Origin of the sequence: Helicobacter mastomyrinus (genome assembly GCF_039555295.1) — a bacterium.
Lineage (GTDB): Bacteria > Campylobacterota > Campylobacteria > Campylobacterales > Helicobacteraceae > Helicobacter_C > Helicobacter_C mastomyrinus.
On the sequence record NZ_CP145316.1, the window covers coordinates 1,752,816 to 1,771,710 of the forward strand.

Annotated in this window: 15 protein-coding genes; 13 read left to right on the forward strand and 2 right to left on the reverse strand. The window is 38.4% G+C overall.

What is annotated here, in order from left to right:
- From V3I05_RS08905 to V3I05_RS08920, 4 genes are all read left to right on the forward strand, one after another.
- Positions 1 to 1,782 carry a hypothetical protein gene (locus tag V3I05_RS08905; RefSeq protein ID WP_343353369.1) on the forward strand — a complete coding sequence of 594 codons (1,782 nt, stop codon included), beginning with the start codon at positions 1 to 3 and terminating at the stop codon, positions 1,780 to 1,782.
- Complete coding sequence (locus V3I05_RS08910; protein WP_295698175.1) at positions 1,736 to 2,107, forward strand: hypothetical protein; 372 nt, start codon at positions 1,736 to 1,738, stop codon at positions 2,105 to 2,107. The genes V3I05_RS08905 and V3I05_RS08910 overlap by 47 nt, the downstream gene beginning before the upstream one ends.
- Before the next feature lie 677 nt (positions 2,108 to 2,784).
- Entirely contained in the window at positions 2,785 to 4,296 is a 1,512-nt protein-coding gene (locus V3I05_RS08915) for a DUF6056 family protein (protein ID WP_343354258.1), read from the forward strand.
- A gap of 23 nt (positions 4,297 to 4,319) precedes the next feature.
- The gene (locus tag V3I05_RS08920; RefSeq protein WP_300451896.1) at positions 4,320 to 4,715 is read left to right on the forward strand and encodes a GtrA family protein; all 396 of its coding nucleotides are present in this window, start codon (positions 4,320 to 4,322) and stop codon (positions 4,713 to 4,715) included.
- A 346-nt stretch (positions 4,716 to 5,061) separates the two neighbouring features.
- Here the strand turns inward: V3I05_RS08920 and dcd are convergent, their stop codons facing one another.
- The gene (dcd, locus tag V3I05_RS08925) at positions 5,062 to 5,628 is read right to left on the reverse strand and encodes a dCTP deaminase (RefSeq protein ID WP_343353371.1); all 567 of its coding nucleotides are present in this window, start codon (positions 5,626 to 5,628) and stop codon (positions 5,062 to 5,064) included.
- Positions 5,629 to 5,725: 97 nt separating this feature from the next.
- Between dcd and accB the strand changes: the two genes are divergently transcribed.
- From accB to V3I05_RS08950, 5 genes are all read left to right on the forward strand, one after another.
- Positions 5,726 to 6,199 (forward strand): acetyl-CoA carboxylase biotin carboxyl carrier protein, encoded by a 474-nt coding sequence (accB, locus tag V3I05_RS08930; RefSeq protein ID WP_295698167.1) that lies wholly within the window; start codon positions 5,726 to 5,728, stop codon positions 6,197 to 6,199.
- Between the two features lie 9 nt (positions 6,200 to 6,208).
- On the forward strand, positions 6,209 to 7,573 hold the full coding sequence (locus V3I05_RS08935) for an acetyl-CoA carboxylase biotin carboxylase subunit (RefSeq protein ID WP_300449049.1): 1,365 nt from the start codon (positions 6,209 to 6,211) through the stop codon (positions 7,571 to 7,573).
- Between the two features lie 47 nt (positions 7,574 to 7,620).
- The gene (locus V3I05_RS08940; RefSeq protein ID WP_300451899.1) at positions 7,621 to 8,313 is read left to right on the forward strand and encodes a hypothetical protein; all 693 of its coding nucleotides are present in this window, start codon (positions 7,621 to 7,623) and stop codon (positions 8,311 to 8,313) included.
- Between the two features lie 5 nt (positions 8,314 to 8,318).
- Positions 8,319 to 9,485, forward strand: coding sequence for a UDP-4-amino-4,6-dideoxy-N-acetyl-beta-L-altrosamine transaminase (gene pseC, locus V3I05_RS08945; RefSeq protein ID WP_300451902.1), 1,167 nt, complete (start codon positions 8,319 to 8,321; stop codon positions 9,483 to 9,485).
- Positions 9,486 to 9,549: 64 nt separating this feature from the next.
- Complete coding sequence (locus V3I05_RS08950; RefSeq protein WP_343353375.1) at positions 9,550 to 11,304, forward strand: methyl-accepting chemotaxis protein; 1,755 nt, start codon at positions 9,550 to 9,552, stop codon at positions 11,302 to 11,304.
- Between the two features lie 1,109 nt (positions 11,305 to 12,413).
- Here the strand turns inward: V3I05_RS08950 and V3I05_RS08955 are convergent.
- The gene (locus tag V3I05_RS08955) at positions 12,414 to 15,305 is read right to left on the reverse strand and encodes a RecB-like helicase (protein ID WP_343353377.1); all 2,892 of its coding nucleotides are present in this window, start codon (positions 15,303 to 15,305) and stop codon (positions 12,414 to 12,416) included.
- 161 nt (positions 15,306 to 15,466) lie between these two features.
- Here V3I05_RS08955 and V3I05_RS08960 point away from each other — a divergent pair, with 161 nt between their 5' ends.
- From V3I05_RS08960 to V3I05_RS08975, 4 genes are read left to right on the forward strand one after another with little or no spacing between them, the layout of a single operon-like run.
- Positions 15,467 to 16,369: a J domain-containing protein gene (locus V3I05_RS08960; protein WP_295701869.1), complete on the forward strand. Its 903-nt coding sequence runs from the start codon at positions 15,467 to 15,469 to the stop codon at positions 16,367 to 16,369.
- A 10-nt stretch (positions 16,370 to 16,379) separates the two neighbouring features.
- The gene (locus tag V3I05_RS08965; protein ID WP_295701867.1) at positions 16,380 to 16,742 is read left to right on the forward strand and encodes a heat shock protein transcriptional repressor HspR; all 363 of its coding nucleotides are present in this window, start codon (positions 16,380 to 16,382) and stop codon (positions 16,740 to 16,742) included.
- Positions 16,743 to 16,751: 9 nt separating this feature from the next.
- Positions 16,752 to 17,969: a replication-associated recombination protein A gene (locus V3I05_RS08970; RefSeq protein WP_300448816.1), complete on the forward strand. Its 1,218-nt coding sequence runs from the start codon at positions 16,752 to 16,754 to the stop codon at positions 17,967 to 17,969.
- A complete protein-coding gene (locus V3I05_RS08975; protein WP_295701863.1) occupies positions 17,962 to 18,855 on the forward strand; it encodes a hypothetical protein in 894 nt (297 codons plus the stop codon). The genes V3I05_RS08970 and V3I05_RS08975 overlap by 8 nt, the downstream gene beginning before the upstream one ends.
- The last annotated feature ends 40 nt before the right edge of the window (positions 18,856 to 18,895 follow it).

An 18,895-nucleotide genomic window follows, 5' to 3' on the forward strand; every position in this document is an offset into this window, starting at 1 on the left:
GTGATAGCCAAATCAAAGATTCTTATACTTGGGGCAGTGGCGATTTTGCTTGTAGCGTGTGGTTTGAGGGTGTATTATCTACAATACAAAGACATAGCACATATGGACGAGATACTCTCTATTGTCTTAGCGGAATATAATGAATATGGCTGGGGTAAGGACTTTGAGACATATACAATCTATACTGCCGAGCAAATGCAGGAAATGAGCCTGTGGAATGATAGCACGCTCAAAGGCACGTTAAATGATGTCAAAAGATTGTGGGTAAATAACCGCGATGACCCGCATACAAACCTCTACTACTCGCTTCTGCGTCTGTGGCATATAGGCTTTATACATACCGACTTGAAGCAGACATTTTATAGGGGTGTAGGCTTAAATTTTGTATTTTTGCTCTGTGGCTTTGCGTGTGCTTTTGTGTTGGCTAGGCGGCTATTTGGGGAGAGTTACTTCATCTTAGTATTTTTGTGCTTGGCATTTTGGAATCCTGCGAGTATCAACAATACGCTTTTTATAAGACCTTATGCTTTGCAGGAAATGAGCTTTCTGCTTTTTTGCTATGTGCTTTTGCGTATATTGCAATCTTTTAAAAAGCCATTGTTTAACACGTCTTTATTTCAATGTGAGAATTATAAGCATAAGGTAAAAAAGCCTATTGCGATATGGAGTGCTTGTATTATCGTGGTTTTAGGCTTTTGTGTGAGCTTAGAGTGCTTTACTCATAAGGTGAGATATGCGCAAATCGTGGCTCATAAAGTGGATACAGATACTAAGTATTTGGGCTATGAGATAAAGGGCAAAATGCTCTTTCCAAGCCATATTTTCCGCGACCATAGCCCTTATATTGTCATAAATCCAATGCTAGATTCTATACATTTAGAGAGTGCCTTAGATGGTGCATTTACGCCCCTTGCGATACATATAGATGGGAATCCACGCTATCTTATATTTGATACAAAGCATAATATACAAGCAGGTGAGATACTAGGGAGGATTCCTTATACACTGCATATTGCTTTTAAACTCTATGCAATGCTTGCATTAGCCTATGTAATAGGATGTGCGGTGATTATCTGTGCGGGATTGCTTTCTTATGAAGTGCTGATATTATCGAGCGTGACGGCTTTATTACTTTTGAGTGGATATTTTGCCACTATATTTGTGGTGATGATATATGCCTTAGCGACTTTATGGGCGTATCGGGCAAGAGTATATAAAGACAAGCTATTTTTTATCACGGCTTTTGTATATACAATGCTTTTAAGCACACTTTTGTATCCGCGCTATTTTCTGGCATTTACGGGTGGGAGGGGCAAGGAAGTGGGTGATAAGCTCAATATGGACTACGTGGCGCAGCATTTTGGGGCAAATACGCAGCGTTTCTTTGATATATTAAGCACACAGCTTTCTTATGGTGTGATATGCATAAGTTTTTGTGGGATATGTCTTGTTTTAGCTCAAATTATCAAATACCGCGCTACGCTTCTTGCCTATATGAAAGATTCCAACAAGGTGCTTCCTCCTATGTCACTTGCCTTGATTTTGGGGCTTTGTGCGTTTGTTTGGGCTTTTGTGGTGACTTTTATCGCGCCTTATAAGGACTTGCGCTATATTATGTCTATTTTCCCTATCTTGCTACTTTTGCCTGTTTATAGCTTGGCAAGTATGTATAATCTTGTATCTTGCTATTTGCGTAAATATACTCTGCCAATGCTCGGGGGGGGGGGGGGGTATAATGCTTTGTGCTATGTGGTGCATAGGAAGCATTATACCTTTAAATAAGCATAAAATAGACGCTCTCAATCATCATCGATTCGTATCAAGCGAGGCATATCAAAAGCTCTCATACCCTGCGGTGGCGTTTATAAAAGGCTCTACTTATTATGTCTCGCTCATTGTGCCGTATCTGCCTAAAACTCATCAAGTGATGTTTATAGAATCTTGTGCAGATTTGCCGAATTTAGTGGATAGTTATGGCGCGATAGAGTGGATTACAGATAGGGAGCATAAATGTGCTTTAAATCATTATGATGTCTCTCCATTATATGAAAGTGGAGGCTTAGAGAGCGTGGTTGTGAAGTCTAAGACTACACATAAGATACTATAGATTCTATTTATGATTGCACTATTTGCAAGTGTGGATTAGTATTTTATACAAATGCGAATCCCCCAACCTCTCTTAGCACAGGGGAGGGGCTTTTATTTTTTCTCTTTCCCTTCTCTCTTGCGGAAGGAGTCAGGGGGGTGGAGCAGTAAAAATTGAAACTCTCCTTTAATTTAGGAATAATGGGATATAGATTCTCTAGTCTATTTTCTTTTTCTATATTCTAAACTTCTTTTTATTGCAAAAAGATGTAATCCTGCAAGGCAAAAAGGGGTTTATCCCCTCCCCGCTCCCCTTAACCCCGATGTAATCCCAGAGGGCAAAAGAATAAAGCTGCTACTTTTTACCTTTACAGGATTACATCTTTTCGGCAATCAAGGGGAGAACATCGCTTAATCCGCTTCTAGCTCCGCATCGGCGGAGGCACTACTGCCTCCTTTTTCTCGATGTTACACACTACGAATCGGGTGAGAACAAGAGATATACGCCATTAGACTCGGGATTCTATGTCTAAAATCTCACTTTGGAAGTGTGGATAGACATTTCGTATTACGCTTGCAGGGAGTGATAATCCACATTGGCAAAGTGATTCTATGATATACTTGTCATTAATATATCACAAAAGGAGTATATATGAAGCAGTTAATAAATAGCGGGGGGGGGGGGGGCATAAAAGCGTAATTCTATACTTTTGTGTTTTTAGTGGATTCTTATTAGCACTCAATGCGCTTTTCCCCACACAAAGCGATGATTTAGGGGTGGCAGCAGAGGGTTTAAAGGGTGCTTGGCGTAGCTATATGAATTGGAATGGCAGAATCTTTGAAATGTTACGGGTAGCATATATTGGTGCTATCGCCCCTAGTGCGTATTTTGTGATTCTTAATACATTTGTGGCGGTGGCATTTATCTTTGGATTTTTCATCTTTATTTTTGCGCGTTTGCCGCAAAGCTTTGATGATGTGGTGATACTCAGTGTTCTTCTGCTTATTGTGATGTATTGCTCGGCATTTGGTTCTATTTTCTTATGGGCGGCGGGGAGCTTAAACTACTTGTGGGCGTATTGTGCGTTAGTATATAGCTTTATCCCTTATCGTTTGTTTTGGGCGCGGTATATGGCTTGTGAATCTTTGTCTAAAGATTCAAGCATATCTAAGGAATTGCTTAAAGCTCTCGCATTGATGTTGCTATGCTTCATCGCAGGTATGGGTAGCGAGATGGTGGGCATTACTGCACTTGTGGTGCATATAGGATTCTTTATCTATGCACTTTATAAGTGTGTGCGTTTGCCGCTGTGGTATTATGTGGGATTTGTGGCTTTGGGTTTAGGGTGGTTAGCACTCTATCTTAGCCCCGGACACGCTGCGAGAATCGCGGTGTGGTGGGATCTTTTGGGACGGAATTCTATCTATACGTTAGGCGATATCCTCTCTATGAGCTTAGGAGAGCAAATCACGCATTTAAGCAAAACCTATCGAGCCTTTTTCTCCCTCACGCCTTATATGCTTTGCATTCCTCTCGCACTTGTGCTGTTTGAGCGATACAGGGCGGGTATGAAAATATATAAAATTATCCTTGTAGTGATAGGTTGCGCTGTTTTCTTACCTGTGGTGAAAAACCACATACGGCTTTTTCCATTTTTTGAGACTTATGATTATGTTGGAATCTTGTATTTTGCCTTCTTGTTAGGATTTTATGTATGTATGATATATTTTTATCACAAGCAGGGTAAGGCAGATATGCAAGCCCTTTTTGTGAAATTATTGAGCGCGTTTGTTGTGTATATCCTTTTGGTAGGCACGACCATTCAGGTGGGTATTCCTAGTAGGGCGCGACTAGCCTATGTACTTGTTATGGCGGTGATGGTGATATTCACATATCAGCAATTTATGCGTATGCTCTCATCTGCGCGGCTTATTAGAGGTATTCAGGTGGCTCTAATAGCCATTACTTGCGTGTATGGCGCGTATGTTTTGGGCGCATATATTGATGGACGCTTGAAATGGAATGCGATGCTAGATTCTATCGCCACACAAAAGCGTGAAGGCAAAGATGAAGTGATAGTCAAAGCCTCTACTTTCACATCGTTTTATGCTCAATATAGCGATTGGGGCAATCCCGGGGATAATCCTAATGAGTGGCCTAATACAACCTATGCTCATTATTTTGGAGTTAAAGCCTTTAGAGTAGAATAAGTAAAAAGAGATTTGGAGCGTGAATGAGTAGGCATTCGTGGCAAAAATCGGGTATTATGTATCTTGGTATTGGCGTGATAAATACCTGCGTGGGCTATGGTGCAATATTTGCATTTTTGTGGCTAGGGATTATCCCTGAAGTGGCGAATATTATCGGCTATGCGCTAGGCTTTATCCTCTCTTATTATTTGAATAAAACTTTTACATTTGCCTCCCCTGCCTCACATAAGCGTGATTTGCCTCGATTTGGCTTTGCTATGGGAGTGGCGTATATAGCGCAATTAATGGTAATGAGTGCTGCTTATAGAATCTTAGACATTAACCCCTATCTTTCTCAAATCATTGGCGGAGCAGTGTATGTATGCGTAGGTTTTATGATGAGTAGGCTTTGGGTATTTAATACGGACGGTAAAGATTGAAAACCTATGTAGTAGTATGTGAGCTGGATTAGAAATTATATTATTCCTTTTTCTATAAGGGAGAAGGGCTTAAAGAGGTCGGTTCGAGGATATACCTCACTTGGTAAAATCCCGCAAGGGTAAGAATAAGGTTAAACCACAGCTTTAGTTTTATTTTTCAGGCATTCCGCAGGGCTTTTGCAAGTGTAGATTAGTACAAGTGCGAATGCCTCTATAAAAGTCTTACGCGGCGGTAAAACTACAATAGCGCAGAAAGAATAATTTTAAAGCGGCAAGTGGAGAGTTTGCCTTGAGAGTGTGTAATGGCTTTAGTTAAAGTGATACAATGGCAGGATTTTATCAAAATCTATTTTAATACCTTAGGTAGGGTAATGCCCCTTTGTCCTTGATATTTGCCTTTTTTGTCCTTGTAGCTTACCTCACAAGGCTCATCACCCTCTAAAAATAGCACTTGTGCGATACCTTCATTGGCATAAATCTTTGCGGGTAGGGGTGTGGTGTTTGAAATCTCAATGGTGATATGCCCTTCAAATTCAGGCTCAAATGGCGTAACATTAACGATAATCCCACATCGCGCATACGTGCTTTTACCCAAGCAGATGGCTAACACATTGCGCGGGATTCTAAAATATTCTATCGTACGAGCGAGCGCAAAGGAATTAGGTGGGACAAGACAGAATCCTGCTTCTTGAGCATTCACCTCCACTACATTGCGCTCATCAAAGGACTTAGGATCAACAAGTGTCGCGCCAATATTGGTGAAAATCATAAATTCACTACCTACGCGAATATCGTATCCATAGCTTGAAAGCCCATAGCTTACGATATTTTTACCCATTTGCTTTTCACAAAATGGCTCAATCATACCCTTTTGGCTCATTTGTTTAATCCATAAATCCGACTTTAAACCCATACTTAAGCCTCACTTTGTATAAATTTTTGTTAATTTTAAAAAAAATCGTGTTATTATAGCAGATTAAATTTTTACCAAAAAAGAGGAAAGGTGTAAAATGAATTTGCAAGAAATCAAAAAAATTATGGAGCTTTTTGATAATAGCGATATAGCGAAATTTAGCCTCAAGCAAGAGGGCTTTGAGCTAAAACTCCAAAAGGCAGGTGCTACTACATACACTACTACAGCTTTACCCCAAGTGAGCGCACAAACCCCACTTGTTGCCCCCATCTCTGCCCCTGCAGTTGCAGAATCTGCCCCTGCTGCGCCAAGTGTAGCAAAAGATACGGGAGGACATTTTATCACGTCTCCGATGGTGGGGACATTCTATCGCTCACCAAGTCCAGGTGCAGCACCTTATGTGAATGTCGGTGATATGGTGAAAAAGGGACAAACTGTAGGGATTATTGAGGCAATGAAAATTATGAATGAGATTGAAGCGGAATTTGATTGTAAGATTGTGGCTATTGAAGTGAGTGATGGACAACCTGTGGAATTTAGCACAAATCTTATTAAAGTTGAAAAGCTCTAAGGCAGTGTAATGAGTGCTAAGCAAAGACATATACAGAAGATTCTTATTGCAAATCGAGGAGAGATTGCGCTTCGTGCCATTCGAACAATCCAAGAAATGGGCAAGGAGGCCATAGCGATTTATTCAACTGCGGATAAAGATGTGCATTATCTTGATGTGGCTGATGCGAAAATCTGCGTGGGAGGGGAAAAATCAAGTGAGAGTTATCTCAATATTCCTGCGATTATGAGTGCAGCTGAATTGCTTAAGGTTGATGCGATTTTCCCCGGATATGGCTTTTTGAGTGAGAATCAAAATTTTGTGGAGATTTGCTCTCATCATAGCATTGAGTTTATAGGACCAACGGCTGATGTAATGGTGCTAATGAGCGATAAATCAAAGGCAAAAGATGTGATGAAAGAAGCAGGTGTGCCCGTGATTTTAGGGAGCGATGGGGCATTGAAAGATTATAAAGAGGCGCAAAAGATAGCTGAAGAGATAGGCTATCCTGTGATTTTAAAAGCGGCTGCTGGTGGTGGTGGTAGAGGTATGCGTGTGGTGGAAAAGCCAGAAATGCTTAAAAATCTCTATCTTGCAGCAGAATCTGAAGCAGTAAGTGCCTTTGGCGATGGCACAATCTATATGGAGAAATTTATCCGCAATCCTAAGCATATTGAAGTGCAGATTCTAGCAGATAAGCACGGCAATGTCGTGCATATTGGTGAGCGCGATTGTTCCGCACAGCGCAGACAGCAAAAGCTCATTGAGGAATCTCCTGCAGTGGTGCTTAAGCCTGAAGTGCGCAAAAGGCTTTTAGAGACGGCAGTTAAAGCAGCGCAATACATTAAATACGTGGGCGCGGGGACATTTGAGTTTTTGCTTGATGCTAATTATGAGGATTTCTATTTTATGGAAATGAATACGCGTCTGCAGGTCGAGCATACCGTGAGTGAAATGGTAAGCGGACTTGATTTGGTGGAATGGATGATTCGTATTGCAGAAGGTGAGAAGCTCCCTAGTCAAGAGAGCATTAGTTTCAAAGGTCATTCTATTGAATGTCGTATCACAGCTGAGGATCCAGAGAGATTCTATCCGTGTCCGGGTAAAATCACTAAATGGGTATCACCCGGTGGGGCGAATGTGCGGCTTGATACTCACGCTTATGGTGGCTATGTCGTGCCTATGCATTATGATTCTATGATTGGCAAGCTCATTGTATGGGGAGAAGATAGAGCCCAAGCCATAAATCGTATGCACAGGGCGTTAAAGGAATTTTGTATTGAGGGGATTAAAACAACTATCCCCTTTCATATCAAAATGATGAAAAATCAAGATTTCCTTGCCTCAAATATCCACACTAAGTATTTGGAACAAAATATGCTTGATATGGAGTAATAATAGGGCTTATAGCCTTATTGTTCAAGTTAAGAGAGGAGTGGAGTGTGAAAATCACTAATGCAACGCAACAAATCAACAAAGAGGATCTCAAAAAACAAGCTACACAAGAAACAAAACAAACTCAAAATATCAACAAGAATAGCTCGGATACAAAAGCTACTCAAGGCGTGGATACAAATGATATAAAAAATAATCTATATGCGCAAAAAATTAAAGACACAAATAATGATATTGGAAAATTACAAGTTGCCCAAAAATCGCTCAACTCTATAGAATCTGATGCAGAAAAAATCACTAAACTTTCACAAGAATACAAAGAAATTTTTGATAAAACAGACCAAGATGATATAAAGCAAGAGATGGTCACATTGCAAAAAAATATAGAATCTACTCTCAAAAATGCAACATTTGAAGGAAGCAATGTATTTGCTAAAAATATCAAGGATAGCGAGGGTAGGGTTATCTTTAATGCAGCAAAAATTAATATGAAGTTACTTAAAGCTGACGCGCAGAAATTTTATGACACATTGAAAGAACAGCAAAAGCAGATTAAAGATGCTATTCAAACTTTGCAAAAACAAGCAGAGGGAAATACGGAGAAAATTGCGGGCAGCAATGCGGCTAAAGACGCCCAAGGTACGAATAGCTCTTTCCTAAAGCGATTAGGCTCTTTGTTTAGCGTATCTCATAATGCAGATAAGCTTGACAAGCAGCGAGTGCAAGAGCTTTTGTCTTAGATTCGATGATACCTTATAGCACACAATGTATTGAGCAAGATGACATAGACGCGCTATGCGCTGCTGCGCATTCCTCTTATCTCACGCAAGGTGAGATAACTAAAGCCTTTGAATCTGCTTTAAGCAAGAGGTGTCAAGCGCGATATGCTATTAGTTTTAATTCTGCTACATCTGCACTCTATGCTCTCTATGGAGCGTTTATGTATAAATATTTCCCTCATTTGCTTGACACAAGGCATATAAAACATAATGAGGAGATATATTTTGTTACCACACCTATAAGTTTTGTTGCCACGACTAATATGATGTTACAGTGGGGCATTAAGCCTATTTTTTGCGATATAAAAGATGATGGTAATATTGATGAAAAGGCTCTCTCTCATCTTTTAGATTCCCACCCTAAAAGGCAGTATATAAAGGCGATTGTAAGTGTGGATTATGGTGGCAAAAGTGTAGAGATAGAATCTTTGCGCACTCTTGCGGATAAGCATAATCTCCTGCTTTTTGCCGATAGTTCCCATTCACTAGGAGGGAGCTATAATGGTAAGCCCATAGGTTGCCTTGCTAATGCGACTATCTTTAGCTTTCACGCGTTAAAGCCTATTACGACCGCAGAGGGTGGAGCTGTGCTAACTGATGATGAGGAGTTGGCGCATTATGCGCGGCTTTTGCTTTCTCACGGAGTAGAGAAAAAATCTTTATGGAATTATGATTGTGTGCTTATGGGTATGAATTTCCGTCTAAGTGAGCTTGGTGCAGCTCTTGGGCTTAGTCAGATCAAAAAGCTTGATAGCTTTATTTCTTATCGTCATCAAATTGCAACATTGTATAATGAATCTTTTAAGCATAGTAGGCATTTTGGTGTGATATCTATACCCCCGCATATTGTTAGCTCACATCATTTGTATCCTATTTTGCTCTATCCGCATTTGTGGTGTCAAAAGGAAGATATTTTCCAAGCATTGCAAGAGCGCGGTTTAGGGGTGCAGGTGCATTACAAGCCTATTTATCAGTTTAGCCTTTATAGAAAGCTTTTTGGTGATATGACTTTGCCTCGTGCCGATAGCTTCTATCTCTCCCAAATCTCTATTCCCTGTCATCAGGCTTTAAGTATGCAAGAGGCGCAAAATATTGTAGATATTGTGAATAATGTGTGTGGTGAGCGCGGATAGTTTCATTTAAATTAAGTTTTTTGATGTAGAATAGTAGCATTGAATCAAACTGGAAGGCTCAAGAATGTTTAAACGATTGTCACTCAAAACAAAAATCGCAATCCTTGTTATTGGCTCCATATTAAGTTTTGCAGCACTTATAGTATTTATTCTTATTGATGAAAAGAAATTAACTACGTATAGTGCTGAGTATTTAGAGCAAATTATTCAAATAGAAGTAGAACAGAAGATTAAGCTCTCCACCGATGCATTAGCAATTTCTCTTGGCTCACGCGTTAAAGGACTTCCAGAGGAGGAGCAAATCGCTCTTATCGCTGAAGCTATTGAAGACTTTCGCTTTGAAAGTGACAAGTCAGGTTATTTCTTTGCCTATAAGGAATATGTATCTGTGGCTCACCCTACACGAAAGGATTTGATTGGCAAATCTTTGCATGATACTAAAGATATTAATGGTGTATATTATGTAAAAGAATTGTTTGAGAGTGCCAAAACGCAGACACCTGAAGGGAAATTTGTATATTATGTATTCTCAAAGCCTTTGCCTGATGGTTCGCTTACTAATGCACCCAAAATTGCTTATGCAAGGCTTATTCCTAACACACAAAATATTTGGCTTTCAACTGGCGTTTATGTGGATACATTGGGAGATTACGCACAGCAACATTCATCAGTGATTATGAATCTTATTAGTCATACTTTAAAAGAAGCCATAATAAGTGGTTTGGTTGTTTTCTTGATTGTGTTTGTGCCTATAGCGGTACTTTTTTACCGCTCGTTATTGAAGAGTGTGCAGATTTTGCAACATAATATGCTATCGTTTTTTAAATATCTTAATCGAGAAAATGATCGTATCGAGCTTACTCCACTTGAAGGCAAAGATGAATTTGCGCAAATGGCTCGTGTCATCAAAGGCAATGCGGAACAGATTATTGTAGCTTTAGAGGCCGACCAAAAGCTTATTGCAGAATCTGCGCAAGTTATAGGTAGGGCAAAAGAGGGTTATGCTGAAAATCTTATTGAGCTTAGAGGGAATAATCCTCAACTTAATGAATTAAGAGATATCATTAATGATCTTTTAACACTTCTTATGACAGGTGTGGGGAAAAATTTACATGAGATTAATAGGGTCTTTGACACCTACACCAAGTTAGATTTCACCACAGAAGTAAAAGATGCAAAAGGACGAGTAGAAGTTGTTACAAATACTCTAGGAGAAGAAATTAGAAAAATGCTTACCACTTCTGCAAACTTTGCTCATACATTAAGTAAAGAAGCACAAAGTCTCCAAGAAGCAGTGAATAATCTCACAAATCTCACTAACTCTCAAGCAAGTAGCTTAGAGCAAACTGCTCAAGCTGTAGAAGAGATTACTTCATCTATGCAAAATGTAAGTGGTAAAACAGGAGAAGTCATTCAACAAAGTGAAGATATTAAAAATGTTATAGGTATTATTAGAGATATAGCAGACCAAACAAACTTACTTGCTCTTAATGCAGCAATAGAAGCAGCAAGAGCAGGAGAACACGGCAGAGGATTTGCAGTGGTAGCTGATGAAGTAAGAAAGCTAGCAGAGAGAACTCAAAAATCTCTAGGAGAGATAGAAGCGAATACAAATCTTTTAGTGCAAAGTATTAATGATATGGGAGAATCTATTAGAGAGCAAACTACAGGTGTTACTCAAATCAATGAAGCTATCTCTCATTTAGAATCTGTAACACAAGAGAATGTAGAAATAGCGAATGCAAGTGCTCAAATCAGTGAGAGAGTAGATAGTGTAGCTAGAGATATACTTGATGATGTGAATAAGAAGAAGTTTTAGGGGGGATAAACTTTTATTGATTTAACTCCTTTTAGTTATTTATTTAACTCTCTTTATTGAGTTAACTATTTAACTAACTAACTTAATATTTAACTAACTAACTCTTTACTTGCTTAGCCATTTATCTATATTAATTAGCACTATCTAGTAGCTATTTTATTTAGCTATTCATTGAGTTAGCTATCTAGTAGCTATTTTATTTATTTATCTTATTTATTCTATCTATTTGGCTATCTCTTTATTGGTTTAGCTATTTGCTTATTGAGTTTATCTCTTTATCTACCTTAATTATCCTATCTATCTACTATCTCCTATTTATCTATTTGTTTGTTTTGTTTATTGTCTCTCTATTTAGAGTTATTGTTTGTTTTATCTATTATTGAGTTATCTATCTATGGTATTTAACTCTTTATCTTACTGATAGAGAGATAGAATCTTCTTAAGCTATACATAGAGATTAAAACAAAAAAGAATGATTCTTTTTTATAGTATCGCTTTCTTTATTGTTACTTGCTTATTTTAAAGCTATGTGGGTTAGAGATTCTAAATGAGAGATAGCTTCATTAATTTGCGTAATACTTCTAGTTTGCTCTCTGTAAGAGGGAAGAAGCTAAAGCTTATGAATGAATGGAGGAAGGATAAGGCTTTACTAAAACCTTCAAGAAGCAAAGCATATCATCTAAATAAAAAATTTATTGTATATGCTTATTCTACAATAAGCAAAAAGTCCCCATAAAGAATAAAGTAAGAATATAAACAAAGTGAGTGGATGAAATAGTATTTTACCACTTATAAGATGAGTTTTCTTAAGGTAGATTCTGTAGTATAACTATGGAGGCTTTATACTTTCGATTATTTGTAATATTTTATCTCCTGTCAAAATCTCTTTTGTCCAAAAGAGAAGTTTTTCTCCTTATATTGCAGCAGAGAAAAATTGTTCTTTTATAGAAGATGATTTGTTATTTAGCTCCTCTCCCACTATTTTTGAATTTTAAAGAAATCTATCGCTCGTAGTTTCTGTTCTTGTATTCCTATGCTGGCGTAAGGCTTTTAGCTATACGAGATACACAATTTAAAAAACAAAACCTCTGTTTGAAGGCTAGGGCATCTTATAAATGCACTTCACAAAACTGCCCATCTGGCTTTTTCAGCGGATAGACAATAAAACCTCTTATGTCTTTATTCTGCTTTGTGTCTAATGTATTTAAGAATTTCATATAGCCTTTTACTTGCTCTGCTTGTGTCTCTTTATTTGCTGCTCCACTCTTGTAATCAAGCACAATCCATTCTCTATCATCATACAAAAGCACATCGATACGATACAAACAGCCTTCTGCGATATAGCTTACTTCACACATTATATTTTTACCCTTTTTTAAGGCTGCAAATGTCTCGCTTTGTATGCAGCCTATGGCAGATTTGATAGCTTGAGAGATACTCTCATCACTCAAGGCAAAGCCATAGCGATTAAGCAAAATATGATACACATCCTCTTGTGCTATCCCATAGCCCAAATACCACTCAAAGACGCTATGCAACGCATTTCCAAAAATAATATTATGCCATTGCTCCATACTCAAAATCCCCTCTTGCTCGTTCTCATATTTTAAAAACACTTCTTGTCGCCCAAAAGATGACATATTTTCAAGTATATAAAGTGGCACTTGAGTTGCTTGTGCATCTTGCAGGTTGCATAGAGATGGTATCTCATCACCCTTTGTATCTAATTGTAGAATCCCAAATGCACTTCCTTTTGCTTTTTGGGCTATGCTTAATCCAAATTTTGCACGTGTGAAAGCCACATATAGCACATTATACTCTTCCCTTTCAAGACGTTTTTTGTGTGCTTCTAAGGCTTGATTATACTGCTTATCAAAGTTCTCTCTTCCCTTCATTTTATAATATATATGTTTGATATGTGTTCCTTCATATTCATAAATAAACTTATTATTATTAGCCTGAGATTGACTTAATCTATCGCATAAAATTACATATTTAAATTCTAAGCCCTTAGACTTATGTATCGTCATAATCTTAACGCCATTATTGCTTTGCGTAGGGGCATTGCACTGCAATTTGGGGATTTCATCAAGCAAGGATTCAATACTCGCATACTCGCAACTTAGCTCCAAAAACAGCATACACGCACTATGCGCTATATTAAACATCTCAATAAGCATAAGCACTACTTGGGAGATGGGCATATTAGAGGAGCGAGGAATAGTATTTATTTTTGAAACAATATCTTTAGAATCTGCATAAGATTTGCCAAGAAGCTTGCATAATTTCTTTTCGTAAAGTTTTAGAGCATTGCTTATCTGCCTTGCCCTCCCTTCAGCAGAGTTTGAATCTTGACTTACAAGCTGTGTGTGCAAATGAATATAAGTAAGTGCATATATAAGAATCTTTACTTCCTTTTTCTCAAAGAGTGAGGCACTCGCTTGGGTAATGATATGAATATGCGGATTTTGAGCATTAATATATTCTTTCAATAGAGAAGCATCATCATTTTTAAACACTAAAATAGCTATATCATTCTCATCTGCGCCCTTATGGAGTAGTGCTTCTACTTCGTTATACACCTGCATTTGTAAGGATTCATTATCTGCCGCCACTTCTAGCACACGTACATAGCCCTGCTCTTTTTTAGAATCTTGAGGACATTCTTGGGGTATATAATTTTTATAATATTTAGCAAAAGTGTGGTTATTAAAGGCAATCACACGTTGGCTTGAGCGGTAATTAAAGGGGAGATTTTCTTGCGTGAAAGATTTTGTCGCTTCCTCAAATACAGCCGCAAAGCTCCCTCTAAACATATAAATACTTTGCTTCTCATCACCCACGATAAAAAGACTTCTGTCATTTATGCGTCCATTGCCAGAATATATTTCGTGTATCAAGGGATAGAGAATTTGATATTGCGTAAGACTTGTATCTTGAAACTCATCAAGCAATATATGCGTAATCTTATCATCAAGACGAAAGTAGAAAAAGTCCCTATCATCATTCAGTGCGAGAAGCTCATAATTTTTTAACATCACATCAGTAAAGCTAAGCACATTCTCCTGACTATTATGGATATGCTTTGCTCGATTAAAGTGTCTAAAATACTGCTCAAGCTGTTTTAATGCCTCTTGCTCCTTTTTTGCAAAATACATTTGTATAGAGGCTAAAATTTCCTTACGTTCATTATCAAACGCAGAAAAATCAAATTTTTTACTCTGTGAATGATCGCTCCATTGCAATAAATAATTAGGGCTATCGATAATAGCTTGTATAGAATCTTTATAAAAACCTTTCTTGAGACTCTTATGCCCATCTTCTACTGATTGGATATAATCATCTATCTTTTTCATACGCACCCTGATAGCTTCTTCAATTGATTTAAAACTTATATGACTTACATTATCTGCCTTATTTGCAAATGCGTTTTCTATGTCTTGAGTGGGAAGCAAGGAGAGATTATGTAAAAGTTGTAAAAAGTCCTTAATACGTAGTCCATTATAAAAGCAAAATTCCACAATTTCATCTATTTGATTTGTGTGTAGGCGCTTTAAGAATATCTCATCAATATTGCTTTGGTTTGTGTTGCCTACTTCAAAATATACAGAAACTCCCACATACCAGCAAAATTTCTTTAATACTGTATGGAAAAATGCATCAATAGTTGTAATACGTGGATTGCTTCGTATAAATTCATTATATACCACCCCTATGCGCTCATAAAGCATTTGATGGCTTAAACCCTTTTCCCTCAATGCCTTATAAATCAAGTTTTCACTATATGTGTTCTGTTTAAAACTCATAAAAAGCAGATGCAATTGCTCATAGATTCGATGTCGCATTTCATTAGAAGCTTTTTTGGTAAAAGTCAGCGTGAGGATTTGATGAACCTTTGCACCACAAAAAAGTAAATATATAAATCGCAAAGCTAGATTAAAAGTCTTGCCACTCCCTGCCGAAGCCTTGAGAGCTAAAAACTGCGCTTGTGTGTCAGCCACTCATTATTCCTTTAGATTTAAATGTGTATTATTATAGCTTGTAATAGCTTTATAAGGCGATGAAATAAAAAATCAAACCTTTATTATACTTTACTAAACTTTTATGATACAATAACGCTTAAACTCAATCATTTATTTTGCAGAATCTAAAGGAGTTTATGATGTCAAAAAGTCTTTATGATACGCTTGAAGTGAGCGAAAACGCTTCTATTGAGGATATTAAAAAAGCCTATCGCAGACTTGCACGCAAATATCACCCTGATATTAATAAAGCCCCAGAGGCTGAAGAGAAGTTTAAAGAAATCAATGCCGCCTATGAAGTCCTAAGCGATGAAAATAAAAAGGCACAATATGACAAATTCGGCGATACGATGTTTGGCGGACAAAATTTCCACGATTTTTCCCGCGCACAAGGGGGTAATGTCAATCTCGATGATATTCTTGCCTCTATTTTTGGGCAAGGCGGATTTAGCGCGGGGAATGGAAGTAGATTCCACTTTGGTGGGGGCAATAGCGGATTTAGCAGCTTTGGTAGCGGGGATTTTGGCTTTAGTGATTTTAATACACCTAGCCTTGATGTGCAAGATAGCATTCAAATCCCTTTTGAAAGTGCGGCTCTTGGGAGCAGCTATCATTATAGCGGCAGAAGCGGGAGCTTTGATATTAAAGTCCCCGTGGGGATTAAAGATGGAGAGACTATCCGCCTTAAAGGTAAAGGAAATACCCAGAATGGTAGATATGGCGATTTATTGCTCAAGGTGCAGATTTCTCCATCACCAGAATATGAGCGTGAGGGAGATGATTTATCTAAAAATCTTGATATTCCTCTCAAAATGGCACTTTTTGGTGGTAAAATCGCCCTATCTACGCTTTATGGTGATGTTACCCTAACAATCCCGCCCAATACAAAAAATAATCAAAAATTCCGTGTTAAAGGCAAGGGTATCAAAAACCGCAAGAGCGGTGTTATTGGGGATTTGTATGTGAAGGCAAATATTATTTTGCCCCATACAGATTCACTAAGTGAAGAATTGCAAAATATGCTAAAAGCGCAACTCGCATAAAGGAGGGAAAATGTATAGTTATGATGAGCCTGTGTATCTTATTAGCGTGGTGGCAAAGATTCTAGAAATCCACCCGCAAACCTTACGACAATATGAAAAAGAAGGGCTTATCCAGCCCGGGCGCACTGATGGTAAAATGCGCCTCTATTCTCAACGCGATATTGATAAAATTAAAACCATACTTAAGCTTACGCGCGATATGGGAGTGAATCTCGCTGGAGTCGATATTATCCTACGTTTAAAAGATCGACTTGATGAGCTTGATAAGATGGCAGGGGATTTGCGTGAGGATCTTGCCAAGCAAAAGGGTAAAAACAATGTGCTAAAAACGAGTGAAAGCTCCTATGAGATTATTTTGTTTCAAAAAAAATAAAGTCTTATTTTGCTAAATCTCGCTTCACTACTCCGCCCCACGACCTTAGAGGATTTTATCGCACAAGAGCATTTAATCGCACCTAGTGCCCCGCTTTTTAAAATGCTTAAAAACAACGCTTTGGCGCATTGCTTTTTGTATGGACCGCCCGGTGTGGGTAAAACGACATTAGCTAAACTCATCGCAGAGGCATTAAAAAAGCCCTTTATGTTCTATAATGCCACAACTTTTAAGATAGAGGAATTAAGGCAATTTGTCAAAAGTTATGAGGATTCTTTGTTTCAGCCGCTTGTGTTTATTGATGAAGTCCATCGTATTAATCGCGCTCAACAGGAGGTTTTGCTACCCATTATGGAATCTTATAGTGCTATTATCTTTGGTGCTAGTACTTATAATCCCTTTTTTACGCTCACTAATGCCATTCGATCACGTAGCTTTCTCTTTGAGCTAAAGCCTCTAAGCCCAGCACATCTAGAGAGCATACTCACACACGCTCTTAGCTACATACACACACATTTTGATAAGAATCCCTCCATACCACAAGATGCAAGAGATTATCTCATTTTCTCTAGTGTGGGAGACGCGCGGGCTATGCTTAATCTCCTTGATGTCGCCCTAAGCATAGATGATAAGACTATTACACTAGAGATATTAAAATCCATACGCCCATTTGCACTTCACGATGGGGCAAGTGAGGCAGATAGCCATTATAATCTCATTAGCGCGATGATTAAGTCCATTCGTGGTAGTGATGTGCAAGCAAGTGTGCATTATCTCGCGCGGCTGATTGCGAGTAATGAGAATCCAGAGTTTATCGCGCGGCGATTGGTGATTTTGGCAAGTGAGGATATTGGCAATGCTAATCCAAATGCGCTCAATCTTGCTACAAGCACAATGCTTGCCGTTGGTAAGATTGGCTATCCTGAAGCGCGTATTATCCTCTCTCAATGTGTGATTTACCTCGCCTCTTCACCTAAGAGCAATACCGCCTACAAGGCTATTAACAAGGCTTTGGATATGATTAAAGAGGGCTATGCGCCAGAAGTGCCGCCTCATATCACGCAACACCATAAAGATTACCTCTATCCACACGATTTTGGTGGTTGGGTAGCACAAGATTACCTAAAAGAGCCTTTAGATGTGGTAGAATCCACTACAAAAGGATTTGAAAAGACGCTCAATGAGTGGTTAGCAAAGATTAAAAATGAGACAATAGATAATGAATAAATGTCTTGGTGTGAAAATATTATGCTTATGTATTTTTTGCGTGATGTCTCTTTATGGCGTGGGTATTGACGTAAACCCAGATAAACGTGGGTGGCATATCGAGCTAAAACGTATAGCGGCTAATGTTAGCTCCACCTCTATACAGGGGCAAACTGAATATGAAAGTTTCTCAGATAGCCGCATTAGCGGAGATTCGCAGCTGATTGGGCAGGGGTATTTTGACTTAGGGGTCGATTTTTATGCACCACGTTATGTGATTTTTAACTCCGCCCTTGCAGAATATGGACGCACTATCCTTGTGCGTGGGAATGAACGTATCAATAACACCACATTAGATAGAATCCTTATTTCCACAGACTACACACATAGAATCTGGTATGTCCCTACGTTTGTAGGGGGCTTTGAAGTTGGTCCATTTCTCAAGGCAAACTATCAAAGTGGCTTTGAAGATAGGCGGCAAATCGTGCGTTTAAATGCAGGGGCAAAGCTCTTTGATGGAGTATATCTTAAAGATTTACATATTAATATTTTTACTGAAGAAGACTTTGCTAAAAGCACAGCGTCAAAAAACTATGGTTGGGAGAGTGGCATAAAAATCGAGTATAAATTTAGCAAAGATTCTAAATTCTACTACTATACCAACTTGCGTCATTATCTTCACAGCTCCGCGCCAGAGAGCTATAACCCCCTATATCAGCTTGAAATAGAAGCACGTGTGGATACAAAGCTTTATAAAAAACTAGCCATTGCTCCTTTTGTGAAGTATTATGCTCTGCAAGGAAGGTATATAGACGAAATAGGGAGCAATCTTTTCATTGGCTTTTCCCTCTCATTTGGGTATACATTCCTTGATGCGACAAAACGCACCGAGCAAAGAGTGCTATAATATCAAACTTGCTTTTCAAGCATTTTAATTTCCCTTAGTT

Bases quoted from the DNA above. Each gene is read 5' to 3' on its own strand.
- V3I05_RS08910 (WP_295698175.1), top strand. From the start codon at position 1,736: ATGCTTTGTGCTATGTGGTGCATAGGAAGCATTATACCTTTAAATAAG.
- V3I05_RS08920 (WP_300451896.1), top strand. From the start codon at position 4,320: ATGAGTAGGCATTCGTGGCAAAAATCGGGTATTATGTATCTTGGTATT.
- dcd (WP_343353371.1), bottom strand. From the start codon at position 5,628: ATGGGTTTAAAGTCGGATTTATGGATTAAACAAATGAGCCAAAAGGGT.
- accB (WP_295698167.1), top strand. From the start codon at position 5,726: ATGAATTTGCAAGAAATCAAAAAAATTATGGAGCTTTTTGATAATAGC.
- V3I05_RS08935 (WP_300449049.1), top strand. From the start codon at position 6,209: ATGAGTGCTAAGCAAAGACATATACAGAAGATTCTTATTGCAAATCGA.
- pseC (WP_300451902.1), top strand. From the start codon at position 8,319: ATGATACCTTATAGCACACAATGTATTGAGCAAGATGACATAGACGCG.
- V3I05_RS08950 (WP_343353375.1), top strand. From the start codon at position 9,550: ATGTTTAAACGATTGTCACTCAAAACAAAAATCGCAATCCTTGTTATT.
- V3I05_RS08960 (WP_295701869.1), top strand. From the start codon at position 15,467: ATGTCAAAAAGTCTTTATGATACGCTTGAAGTGAGCGAAAACGCTTCT.
- V3I05_RS08965 (WP_295701867.1), top strand. From the start codon at position 16,380: ATGTATAGTTATGATGAGCCTGTGTATCTTATTAGCGTGGTGGCAAAG.
- V3I05_RS08975 (WP_295701863.1), top strand. From the start codon at position 17,962: ATGAATAAATGTCTTGGTGTGAAAATATTATGCTTATGTATTTTTTGC.